The organism is Rhodococcus sp. G6(2025) (assembly GCF_058628105.1).
Genome location: NZ_CP179750.1, coordinates 7,714,989 through 7,726,834, shown reverse-complemented (window position 1 = coordinate 7,726,834; position 11,846 = coordinate 7,714,989). Strand labels below are relative to the sequence as shown.

The window sequence follows — 11,846 nt, the reverse complement described above, 5'->3', positions numbered from 1 at the left end:
GTGATGTGACGTGGGTCATTGTCGTTGGCATACCCCGGTTGCCCGCTCGACTCCGGCCGGAACCCATCGCCTCGAGGAGCTCAACACCATGTCAAAGCCCATTTCTTCTGCCGACGTCGATGTCGTCGTCGTGGGTGCCGGATTCGCCGGCCTCTACGCGCTGCGCAAGCTGCGCGACACGATGAAGCTGTCGACGCGGGTGTTCGAAGCCGGCTCGGACGTCGGCGGCACCTGGTTCTGGAACCGGTACCCCGGTGCCCGCTGCGACATCGAGAGCGTCCACTACTCGTACTCGTTCGATGAGGACCTGCAGCAGGAATGGCAGTGGAGTGAGAAGTTCGCCGGACAGCCGGAGATCCTCCGCTACCTCGAACACGTCGCCGACCGCTTCGACCTGCGCAAAGACATCACGTTCGACACCCGCGTGGTCGGCGTGCACTGGGACGACGAGAACTCCGTGTGGACGGTCCGCACCGACGACGGCGCCGTCGTGCGCAGCCGGTACTTCATCTCGGGGGCAGGCAACCTGTCGGTGCCGAAGACACCGGAGTTCGGCGGTATCGACAACTTCCGCGGCGAGGTGCTGCTCACCGGAAACTGGCCGCGTGCGGGCGCCGACTTCACCGGCAAGCGGGTGGCCGTGATCGGGACCGGGGCCAGCGGCATTCAGGCCATCCCGTTCATCGCCGAGGACGCCGCCGAACTGGTGGTCTTCCAGCGCACCCCCAACTTCGCGACCCCCCTCGGCAACGGTCCGATCGACCCGAACGAGGTGGCGGATATCAAGAGCAACTACGCGGACGTGCGGAACGCGGCCCGCAACCACTTCCTCGGCGTCCCGTTCACTCAGGTGCAGCCGTCCGCGCTCGCCGTCGATGCCGAGGAGCGCCGCCGCACGTTCGACGAGCGCTGGAACGCCGGCGGGTTCCGGTTGTTCATCGATTCCTACCAGGACATCCTGTTCGACAAGAAGGCCAACGACACGATCGCCGACTACATCCGCGATCGGATCCACGAGCGCGTGCAGGATCCGGAGAAGGCCGCGACGCTGGCGCCGACGGGCTACGCGTACGGCACCAAGCGTCCCCCGCTCGAGACCAACTACTACGAGGCGTTCAACCGCGACTCGGTGAGCGTCGTCGACGTGAAGTCCACGCCGATCGACGAGATCACCGAAACCGGAGTCCGGGTCGGTGACCGCACCTACGAGGTCGACACCATCGTCCTCGCAACCGGATTCGACGCGATGACCGGTCCGCTGATGGCCATGGACATTCGCGGTCGCGGCGGTCTGCCGCTGGCCGAGAAGTGGGAGCACGGACCCAAGACCTACCTCGGCATCATGGTCAACGAGTTCCCGAACCTGTTCCTCATCACCGGACCGCAGTCGCCGTCGGTGCTCTACAACATGCCCCTCGCAATCGAGGACCACGTCGACTTCGCGACCGACGCGATCGATTACCTGGACCGCCGCGACCTCGACGTCATCGAGCCCACCGCGCAGGCCGAAAGCGATTGGGGTGCCTTGACCAACGACATCGCCAACCAGACCCTGCTGCCGGAGACGAACTCGTGGTACATGGGCGCGAACATTCCCGGCAAGCCTCGTGCCTGCATGGTCTACCTCGGCGGCGCCCCCACCTACCGGGCGACGTGTGACGAGGTGGTGGCAGGCGGCTACTCCGGTTTTGCACTCACCCGGGCGGAGGCCCACGTGGCCTCCACCGTGTCCTGACCCCGAACCACTACGAAGGAGACCGACATGGCACTCGACGCACACGCAGCAGAATTGATCGCCGGACTACAGGCGCAGGGGCTGAAGGCTTTCGAGCACAGCACCGTGGAGGAGGCGCGGGCGGTGGTGGCGACGTTCACCGGACTGCAGGCGCCGCCCGAACCCGTCGCCCGGGTGGAAGAAGCGCACTACGAGAGCGGCGGAGCGCAGATCGCGCTGCGGGTCTACGTGCCGGAGGGCCGGGCGCCGCACCCGGTGGTTCTGTACTTCCACGGCGGCGGGTTCGTCGCCGGCGACATCGACGTCGTCGACGAACCGGCGCGGGCGGTCGCGAACGGCGCGGGCGTGATCGTCGTCGCCGCGACGTACCGCCGCGCGCCGGAACACCGGTTCCCGGCCGCCGCCGACGACGCGGCCGCCGCCCTGCAGTGGGTGGCCGACAACGTCGAAAGTTACGGCGGTGACCCCGGCAACGTCGTCGTCATGGGTGACAGCGCGGGCGGCAACCTGGCCGCCGTCACCGCGCTGCGGGCCCGGGACGAGGGCGGACCGCGCCTGCGGGGGCAGGTGCTGATCTACCCGGTGATCGATCCGAACGCGGACCTCCCGTCCAAGACGGAGTTCGCCGAGGGGTACGTGATCGGCGCCGGGGACCTCGACTGGTTCTGGAGCAACTACCTGTCCTCCCCCGAGGATGCGAAGCACCCGTACGCGGTTCCGAGTCGCGCCGGCGGTCTCGAGGGGTTGCCGCCGGCCCTCGTGCTCACCACCGAGAACGAGGTGGCCCGCGACGAGGCGGAGGCGTACGCCGAGTCGTTGCGGCAGGCGGGGGTCGACACCGAGGCGATCCGCTTCGACGGGCTGATGCACGGCGCGTTCTGGATGTCCGGGGCGGTTCCGCGCAGTGCCGAAATGCGCTCGGCGGTAGTCGAGTTCGTGAAGAGGGTGACGGCCACCGCACCCGTCGCGTGACGTGACGTGACCCGACCGTGTCAGCCCTCGACTCGTGCCTCGAGTCGGGGGCAGATGCGCGGCCACTCCTCGTCGATCATCGAGAACAGTGCGGTGTTGCGCCACGTTCCGTCGCGGCGCCGTCGGTGCTTGCGAAGGATTCCCTCGAACTCGGCCCCCAGCTTCGCGATGGCGCCGCGGGAGTGGGCGTTGCGTTCGTCGGTGTGCCATTCGACGCGGACCGCGCCGAGGTCTTCGAACGCCCGCCGCAGCAACAGCAGTTTCGCCTCCGGATTGATGAGCGTGCCCTGCGCGGAACGGGACAGCCAGGTGTGCCCGATCGCGAGGCTGCGGTTCTTCGGGTCGATCAGATACAGCGACGTCGAGCCGACGATCCGCTCGGTGGTGATGTCGATCTGCGCGTACGCGAGGCGGGTCGGATCCTCGTCGGCGGTGCGGACGAACGCCACCGCGTCGTCGCGGTCGGCGATGGCGGCGGACGTCCAGTGGAAGATGCGGGGGTCGTCGGCGGCGTCCAGCAGGCCGTCGACGTGGTCCTCGCCCAGCGGTTCGAGTCGGACGTGCCGTCCGGTCAGTGTGGGGTGCGCGAACCAGGATTCGCTCATCGCACCGGCTCGGGAGATTTCAGCACCGGCCGCCGGCCGGATTCGGGACCGGTGCGCCCGCGGACGGGCGGATGTCGTTGGGCGGCGCGCAGGAACACGAAGAACAGCACCACCAGCAGTCCCGCGCGGCCCCAGACCCCGAACTTCACGAGAACCTCGAACGTCGACGCGTCGGTCTGGGCGGCGAGCGCGCCGAAGTATTTGAAGACGCCGATCCCCATCGACAGGTCGGCCACCAGATACGCCGCGACGAGCCCCCACGGGACGCGCAGCAGGACGAAGAAGGGGATGAGCCACAACGTGTACTGCGGCGAATGCACCTTGTGCAGCAGCAGGAATCCGCAGAGCATGGCGGCGCTGACGGCGATCCACGGGTAGGCGCCGTCGCGTTGGAACCGCAGCCAGCCGAGACGCAGGGCGATCGCGAACGCCGCGCACACGAGGAGCGGCGACAGCAGGCTCACCGTCTGGTCGTACGCGGGGAGCGGGACGTCGTCGGCGACCGGACCGAACAGCGGCCGCAGGCCCCAGTACCAGATGGAGTTGGTGGTGAGGTCGGCCTGACGGTTCTCCTGGAACGTGAACGACGCCCGCCACCCGCTGTAGGAGATGAGGGCGAACGGCAGGTTCACCGCCACGACGGTGGTGATCGCGGCCACCGCGACCATCACCGCGCCGCGCACGTCGTAACGCCGCCCGGCGGTGCCGTTCCGAGTGAGGACGTAGGCGATCAGCGGAAGCACGAACGCACCCGGATACACCTTCAGGCAGAAGCCGACGGCGAGGAGCACCGCCGCGAGGACAGCACGGGCGCGGAGGGGGATCCGTTCGAGTGTCATGACGAAGATCGCGGCCACCGACGTCGCGACCACGGGCAGTTCCCAGTTGTGGAAGGCGTACAGCACCAGCGGCGGGGCGGCCGACCACAACAGCGCCCACCAGCCGGCCAGCCGTCCCAGCATCCACGCCGTGAGCAGGCCGAACGGGGCGAGGATCAGCGCCGAGTGCAGCAGGAAGTCGGCGTCGGTGTGTGAACCGATGCCGCCGAGCCACATCAGCACACCGCTCAGCACCGGGTACTCCACGGTGCCGCCGGTGAGGATGCCGTCGGCGTTGATTCCCCCGGTGACGTACGGAAAAACGTGCAGGTTGACGTCGCGTCCGAGCCACAGGAACTGGATATCGGAGTAGCAGACCTGTGTGTCCTTGATGCGGTCGAAGATCAGGCTTCGCCCGACGCCGTCGAACGGAGCCCCAGCGCACCGCGCCTTCTGCAGGTAGCCGGCGAGCATGGAGAGGCCCGCCAACCCGACGACGAGCGCCGTGATCGGCGACCGCTGCCGAGCTCCGATATGCATGAATCCACATTAGGGTGCGCGGGCCTCCACGTGCGAAGCGGAAACGCCGCGGGTGCGGAGGTCAGTCGCTCGGCCGGCGCAGGGCGTCGGGTCTGTGGACGGCGTCCCGCCCGCTCTTGTCGCTGACGACGCGGTACTGCGGGTCGTCCTCGGACGCCCGCACCGTGCGGCCCGCCGCCTCGGTGTCCTCGGTGATCTTCTCCTCGACCGTCCCCGACGTGGTGGTGCCGTGGGTGTTCCACTCCACCTCGTCGCCCTGTCGGAATTTCTTGTCCTCTGCCATCGTGTCGGCGTACCCCGCGGTTCCCGGTGTCACACCGGCTTGCCTGATTTCGCTGGTCAGGGGCTCGTCGTGTAACCTGCAAAGGTTGCTGACGCAACGACCCTCCTGCCACGGACAGTCCGTGGCCGTTTTCACTAGTCCATAGGAGGTGATGAGGTCTTATGCGTCATTACGAATTGATGGTCATCCTTGACCCCAGCCTGGACGAGCGCACTGTTGCTCCTTCGCTGGATACGTTCCTCAATGTTGTTCGCCAGGACGGCGGCAAGATCGACAAGGTCGATGTCTGGGGTAAGCGTCGTCTCGCCTACGAGATCCTGAAGCACAGCGAAGGTATCTACGCGGTGATCGACATCAGCGCTACTCCCGCCACCGTCGCAGAGCTCGACCGTCAGCTCGGTCTGAACGAGTCGGTGCTGCGTACGAAGGTTCTGCGCCACAACAAGTGATTTCTGTCGGTCACCGGCCCTAGGCTCGTGCCCAACCGAACTCCACATTCTGCAGGAGGAACCATATGGCAGGCGACACCGTCATCACCGTCATCGGAAACTTGACGGCTGATCCGGAGCTTCGATTCACCCCCGCGGGTGCCGCGGTCGCGAACTTCACTGTCGCGTCCACGCCCCGCACCTTCGACCGTCAGACCAATGAATGGAAAGACGGCGAAGCACTGTTTCTGCGTTGCAACATCTGGCGCGAGGCAGCCGAGAACGTCGCGGAGAGCTTGACCCGTGGCTCGCGAGTGATCGTGAGCGGCCGGCTCAAGCAGCGTTCGTACGAAACTCGTGAAGGTGAAAAGCGCACTGTCGTCGAGCTCGAGGTCGACGAGATCGGCCCCTCGCTGAGGTACGCCACGGCCAAGGTCAACAAGGCCAACCGTGGTGGCGGCGGCGGCGGTGGCTTCGGTTCCTCCGGCGGATCGGGCGGCGGACGTCCGCAATCCAACACCGGCGGAGATGATCCGTGGGGCAGCGCGCCGCAGGCGTCCGGCTCCTTCGGAGGCTCTGGTGGCGGGAGCGACGAACCCCCGTTCTGATCCGTACCTGATCGGAACATCCAGAAAAGAGCAAACTAATGCCGAAGCCGCCCTTGCGCGACAAGGTAATGAAGAAGAAGATCTGCATCTTCTGCAAAGAGAAGAACACGCAGATCAACTACAAGGACACGACGCTTCTGCGTAAGTACGTCAGCGACCGCGGCAAGATCCGCGCGCGCCGTGTCACCGGCAACTGCGTCCAGCACCAGCGCGACGTTGCCATTGCCGTCAAGAACTCACGTGAGGTGGCGTTGCTGCCTTACGCCACCGTGGCTCGCTAAGGAAAGGGAGGAAAGACATGAAGCTCATCCTCACCGCTGACGTGGACAACCTCGGTGCGCCTGGCGACACCGTCGAGGTCAAGGACGGCTACGGCCGCAACTACCTGCTGCCCCGCGGCCTGGCCATCGTCGCCACCCGTGGCGCCGAGAAGCAGGTCGAGGGCATCCGTCGTGCGCAGGAAGCTCGCGCCGTGCGCGGACTCGACCACGCCAAGGAGCTCAAGGACGCCATCGAGGGCCTCGAGAACATCTCGCTGTCGGTCAAGACCGCCGGTGACTCGGGCAAGCTCTTCGGTTCGGTTACCGCCGCCGATGTCGCCGGTGCCATCAAGGCCGCCGGTGGACCCGTCGTCGACAAGCGCAATCTGGAGCTGCCGAAGGCTCACATCAAGGCGACCGGCAAGCACGCCATCGTCGTGAACCTGCACCCCGACGTGGTTGCGAAGTTCCACCTGAACGTCGTCGGCGCCTAGTCGACTCGTTCACTCACAGGCCCCCCGGACGCCTCGGCGTGTGGGGGGTCTGTGCTTGTCGATTCCGGCTCGCAGCCGCCCTCTCGAACCCGTTTTCACTGGTGTGAAGCACGCAGAGGAGCGGCTTCCAGCTGTGTCTGGAAGTTAGCCGCCCCGCCGACGATCTGTGAGGTGAATCATATTGCCACGCAGGGGCGACCAACTCAACACGCCCGAGTCGTCAACGCGAAAGACACGCCGAACGGGTTTTCATCCACAGTGGTGAGAAACCAAAAAACGGCTCTGATCTGGGTTTTTGGGATTGTGATGTGCACTTATCCTCAGGTTATCCCCATGGGGTTAACAAACGTACCCAGCAGTTTCCACAATTTGTCCCCAGCTGTGTACACAGGCTGGTTTGAACACCGGGTAGCTAATCCCTAACGTCGTCCCGGCGTGTCTCGCGATCACGACGCCGGCTGCCGCGAAGAGCCTGCGAAGGTTGTCGGTAGGGGCGAGTACAAAGAGTTCGGGGCACCAACACCGGGAAGTATTTCCCGGGGTGGCGCAACAGTGATGGGGAAGGTCGGTCGAGTGGCTGTAGTAGACGATCGGGGCCGTTCCGAATACCCGGGTCCGCCTGACGCGGAGCCCGGCGAAGAGTTCGGCCGGCAGCCACCTCAGGACATGGCGGCGGAGCAGTCGGTGCTCGGCGGCATGCTCCTCAGCAAGGACGCCATCGCGGACGTGCTCGAGGTGCTCCGTCCCGGCGACTTCTACCGTCCCGCACACCAGTCGGTGTACGACGTGATCCTGGACCTCTACAGCCGCGGTGAGCCCGCCGACCCGGTCACGGTGTCCGCGGAGCTGGATCGCCGGGGCGAGCTCCGTCGGATCGGTGGAGCGCCCTATCTGGTGACGCTCACCCAGACCGTCCCCACCGCCGCCAACGCCGGCTACTACGCCGAGATCGTGGCGGAGAAGGCCATCCTGCGTCGCCTCGTCGACGCCGGCACCCGCATCGTCCAGTACGGCTACACCGGCGCCGACGGTCAGGACGTCGCCGAGGTCGTCGACCGCGCGCAGGCCGAGATCTTCGAGGTCACCGAACGCCGCACCACCGAGGACTTCGTCCCCCTCGAGGAGCTCCTGCAGCCCACGATGGACGAGATCGACTCCATCGCCAGCCGCGGCGGCATCTCCCTCGGTGTGCCCACCGGCTTCGTCGAACTCGACGAGATCACCAACGGCCTCCACCCCGGCCAGATGATCATCGTCGCGGCCCGACCCGGTGTCGGTAAGGCGCTCGCCCTCGACACTCCCCTGGCCACACCCACCGGCTGGACCACCATGGGCGACGTCCAGGTCGGCGACCACCTCATCGACGCCGACGGCAAGCCCACCCGCGTCGTCGCCGCCACCGACATCATGGTCGGCCGGCCCTGCTACGAGGTCGAGTTCTCCGACGGCACCGTCCTCGTCGCCGACGAGCAGCATCAGTGGTTGACGGAGACGCGGGCATCTCGGCGGTCCGCGCAGCAGGCCGCCACCGGCTACAACCGATACAAGAACCAGGGCACGTTCGCGGAAGTCCGCACAACTGCCGAAATCGCCGCCACACTCCGCTGCCCTGGCGTGGATGCGCGCGTGAATCATTCGGTCACCAATGCGAAACCGCTCGAGTTGCCTGCACAGGACCTGCTGGTGCCTCCGTACGCGCTCGGAGCGTGGCTCGGTGACGGCACTTCGGCGGCTGCTCAGATCACGTGTGCCGACCCCGAGATCATCATGCTGATCGAGGCGGAAGGCTTGGTCGCGGTTCCGTCGACGACTGCGAAATTGCGATACAGCTTGCAGTTGGCACCTGAGGCTCCGACCGCTCCCCGCGACTGCGTGGTGTGCGGAGAATCGTTCGTGCCGTTCACGAGCCAGGTGCGCACCTGTGGTCAGTCTTGCGGCGGCAAGGCGCGTTTCATGTCGGATCCGGTGCCGGCTCCGACCTGTGCACATTGCGGCGGGCCTTCGATCGGCTTGAGGCTCTGCCAGACCTGCCGGAACGAGGTGGGCACCCTACAGGCGCGACTTCGGACCCTCGGGGTGTTGGGTAACAAGCACATTCCCGTCCAGTACCTGCGCGGATCTGAGCTGCAGCGCCGCTGGGTTCTTGCTGGTTTGCTGGATACCGACGGCACTGTGACGGCCGGTGGTTCCGTGCAATTCTCCGTTACGAGTGAGCGTTTGGTGCGTGACGCGCAGGAGCTGATCGTCAGCCTCGGCTACCGCTGCCAGATGAGCACAAAGAAGGTGCGCGGTCGCACGGAGGCGTCGTCGACTGCCTACACCCTGACATTCGCAACCGATGACGAAGTTTTCGGACTCCCACGGAAGGCTCTGCTCCACAAGGAGCGTCGCGCAAGTAGCAGCACCGTCCGTTCTGGTTCGCGATTCATCACCGACGTGCGCAAGGTCGACAGCGTCCCCGTGCGTTGCGTCGAGGTCGACAACGCCGACCACCTGTACCTTGCGGGTCGCGCGATGGTGCCCACCCACAACTCCACGCTGGGAATGGACTTCCTGCGCTCGTGCTCGGTGAAGCACGGTATGGCCAGCGTCATGTTCTCGCTCGAGATGAGCAAGACCGAGATCGTCATGCGTCTGCTGTCGGCGGAGGCGAAGATCAAGCTCGGTGACATGCGCTCCGGCAAGATGACCGACGACGACTGGACGAAGCTCGCTCGACGTATGAGTGAGATCAGTGAAGCGCCGCTGTTCATCGACGACTCCCCCAACCTCACGATGATGGAGATCCGCGCAAAGGCCCGGCGGCTCAAGCAGAAACACGACATCAAGCTCATCGTGATCGACTACCTGCAGCTGATGAGCTCGGGTAAGAAGGTCGAGTCACGTCAGCAGGAAGTCTCCGAGTTCTCCCGTAGCCTCAAGCTTTTGGCGAAGGAACTCGAGGTTCCCGTGGTCGCGATCTGCCAGCTGAACCGTGGTCCCGAGCAGCGACAGGACAAGCGCCCCCAGGTCGCCGACCTTCGTGAGTCGGGATCGCTCGAGCAGGACGCCGACATGGTAATTCTGCTCTACCGCCCCGACGCCACCGAACGCGACGACCCCCGCGGCGGCGAGGCCGACCTCATCCTCGGCAAGCACCGTAACGGCCCGACAGCGACGATCACCGTGGCGCACCAGCTTCACCTGTCCAAGTTCGTCGACATGGCGCGGGGCTAGTACCGCCGCCGCCGACGATAACAGCAGCAGCTCGCCTGCTTGCTGCCGCCGCCGCTCCCTCCTCCTGCACTCGGCCTGTTGCCTGACGGCTACCGCTTGCGTGCTTGCAGGTGGCCGGATTCTCGTCCCACCGGACGTTTCGGCGACCGGCTGTCGGCCCGACGAAACGCTTCCATATGATGAGTGCGTCGGGCGCGCCGGTGTCCGCGAGTCGCGAAACCGGGTCCGGTGATCCAGGTCACCGCTGGTGGAACGGTGTGCGCTCGCCGGCATCCCACCTAAGGACACGCCACATGAGCCGGGAAGGCAGACAAGCGCAGTGAGCACAGTGGAACTGGCCCAGTGGAACTCAGAGGAAGCTCTCGCGGAGGCGATGATCCCGATCATCGGCGGCCTGCACCGCCGACGTTCGGTGACCATTCTGCTTCACAGTCGCTCCCTGGTGAACAAGTCGGTCATCAGTATCCTGCGGACCCATCGTTTCGCCCGGCAGATCAGCGGCGATGAACTGTCGGTCGAGGAGACGTTCCCCTTCCTCGAAGCGCTGACTCACCTCAATCTTCGGCCCTCGAAGATCGACCTCGGACTGCTGGTGATGGCCTATCGCGCCAACGGTGACGGAGCATCGGTCCCAGAGTTCGTTGCACGGAGCCTCGCCGACCTGGTCGGCGGCGCCCAGACGAGTCCCGCGCAGCCGCAGGACGTGATCCTGTACGGATTCGGGCGTATCGGTCGCCTCGTCACTCGACTGCTCATCGAGAAGGCCGGCTCGGGCAATGGGCTGAACCTGCGTGCCGTGGTGGTCCGCAAGGGTGGCAGCGACGATCTGACCAAGCGCGCATCGTTGCTGCGCCGTGACTCCGTCCACGGGCAGTTCAACGGCACGATCAAGGTCGACACCGACAACAACACGCTGATCGCCAACGGCAACGTCATCAAGTTCATTTACAGCAACGACCCGGAGAGCCTCGACTACACCGAGCATGGCATCGACAACGCCATCCTGATCGACAACACCGGAATCTGGCGCGACCGCGACGGACTGTCGAAGCACCTCCGCCCCGGAGTCGCGAAGGTGGTGCTCACCGCGCCCGGCAAGGGAGACGTCCCGAACATCGTGCACGGCGTCAATCACCGCGACCTCGACCCGAACGAGCAGATCGTGTCGTGCGCGTCCTGCACCACCAATGCCATCGTCCCGCCGCTGAAGACCATGGACGACGAATTCGGTGTGTCTCGAGGCCACGTCGAGACCGTGCACTCGTTCACCAACGACCAGAACCTCTTGGACAACTACCACAAGGCCGACCGTCGTGGTCGTTCAGCGCCGTTCAACCTCGTGCTCACCGAGACCGGCGCCGCGTCGGCGGTCGCCAAGGCGCTCCCCGAGCTGAAGGCCAAGATCACCGGCAACTCGATCCGCGTTCCCACTCCGGACGTATCCGTCGCCATCCTGCACCTTCAGCTGGGTCGTGAGACCACCAGGGAGGAGGTGCTCGAGCATCTCAGCCAGGAGTCGCTCACCGGAGCGCTGAGCCGGAACCTCGACTACACCGCTGCAACCGATGCCGTGTCCAGTGACTTCATCGGTTCGCGCGCCGCGTGCATCGTCGACGCGAACGCGACGATCGTCGACGGCGACACCGCCATCCTCTACGTCTGGTACGACAACGAGTTCGGATACTCGTGCCAGGTGGTGCGCACTGTCCAGTACCTGTCCGGTGTGGAGTACCCCATCTACCCCGCGGTCGACGCCGCTGATGCGATGTCCGTGGGCTGACCGGCGGCACCGTAGTTTCGCGACGCCCGGGCCGAGCAGTGGCTGCTCTCCCGGGCGTCGTCGCGTATTCGGTGGGCCTCGCCGCTGAAAGCTCATCGTTCGTATGG

General features: G+C 65.7%; 11 protein-coding genes. 8 read left to right on the top strand and 3 right to left on the bottom strand.

Features of this window, described 5'->3' with window-relative positions; genetic code table 11:
• The first annotated feature begins 88 nt into the window (after window positions 1–88).
• A complete protein-coding gene (locus tag ACLIVD_RS35825) occupies window positions 89–1,735 on the top strand; it encodes a flavin-containing monooxygenase (RefSeq protein ID WP_283352211.1) in 1,647 nt (548 codons plus the stop codon).
• A 27-nt stretch (window positions 1,736–1,762) separates the two neighbouring features.
• Window positions 1,763–2,707: an alpha/beta hydrolase gene (locus ACLIVD_RS35820; RefSeq protein ID WP_283352210.1), complete on the top strand. Its 945-nt coding sequence runs from the start codon at window positions 1,763–1,765 to the stop codon at window positions 2,705–2,707.
• A 20-nt stretch (window positions 2,708–2,727) separates the two neighbouring features.
• Here ACLIVD_RS35820 and ACLIVD_RS35815 read toward each other — a convergent pair whose 3' ends face one another.
• The 3 genes from ACLIVD_RS35815 to ACLIVD_RS35805 form a co-directional block, all read right to left on the bottom strand.
• Entirely contained in the window at window positions 2,728–3,312 is a 585-nt protein-coding gene (locus ACLIVD_RS35815; RefSeq protein WP_283333283.1) for a GNAT family N-acetyltransferase, read from the bottom strand.
• Window positions 3,309–4,670: a hypothetical protein gene (locus ACLIVD_RS35810; protein WP_491931608.1), complete on the bottom strand. Its 1,362-nt coding sequence runs from the start codon at window positions 4,668–4,670 to the stop codon at window positions 3,309–3,311. The genes ACLIVD_RS35815 and ACLIVD_RS35810 overlap by 4 nt, the downstream gene beginning before the upstream one ends.
• A gap of 61 nt (window positions 4,671–4,731) precedes the next feature.
• The gene (locus ACLIVD_RS35805) at window positions 4,732–4,953 is read right to left on the bottom strand and encodes a hypervirulence associated TUDOR domain-containing protein (RefSeq protein ID WP_280779753.1); all 222 of its coding nucleotides are present in this window, start codon (window positions 4,951–4,953) and stop codon (window positions 4,732–4,734) included.
• 161 nt (window positions 4,954–5,114) lie between these two features.
• Here ACLIVD_RS35805 and rpsF point away from each other — a divergent pair, with 161 nt between their 5' ends.
• From rpsF to ACLIVD_RS35775, 6 genes are all read left to right on the top strand, one after another.
• The gene (gene rpsF / locus ACLIVD_RS35800; protein ID WP_005249677.1) at window positions 5,115–5,402 is read left to right on the top strand and encodes a 30S ribosomal protein S6; all 288 of its coding nucleotides are present in this window, start codon (window positions 5,115–5,117) and stop codon (window positions 5,400–5,402) included.
• A 65-nt stretch (window positions 5,403–5,467) separates the two neighbouring features.
• A complete protein-coding gene (locus tag ACLIVD_RS35795; protein WP_012690423.1) occupies window positions 5,468–5,989 on the top strand; it encodes a single-stranded DNA-binding protein in 522 nt (173 codons plus the stop codon).
• A 38-nt stretch (window positions 5,990–6,027) separates the two neighbouring features.
• A complete protein-coding gene (gene rpsR, locus ACLIVD_RS35790) occupies window positions 6,028–6,270 on the top strand; it encodes a 30S ribosomal protein S18 (RefSeq protein WP_005249686.1) in 243 nt (80 codons plus the stop codon).
• Between the two features lie 17 nt (window positions 6,271–6,287).
• Complete coding sequence (gene rplI / locus ACLIVD_RS35785) at window positions 6,288–6,743, top strand: 50S ribosomal protein L9 (RefSeq protein ID WP_009476433.1); 456 nt, start codon at window positions 6,288–6,290, stop codon at window positions 6,741–6,743.
• 573 nt (window positions 6,744–7,316) lie between these two features.
• Entirely contained in the window at window positions 7,317–9,959 is a 2,643-nt protein-coding gene (dnaB, locus tag ACLIVD_RS35780; RefSeq protein WP_491931607.1) for a replicative DNA helicase, read from the top strand.
• 319 nt (window positions 9,960–10,278) lie between these two features.
• Window positions 10,279–11,739, top strand: a complete 1,461-nt coding sequence (locus tag ACLIVD_RS35775) for a glyceraldehyde-3-phosphate dehydrogenase (protein ID WP_283352208.1) — start codon at window positions 10,279–10,281, stop codon at window positions 11,737–11,739.
• The last annotated feature ends 107 nt before the right edge of the window (window positions 11,740–11,846 follow it).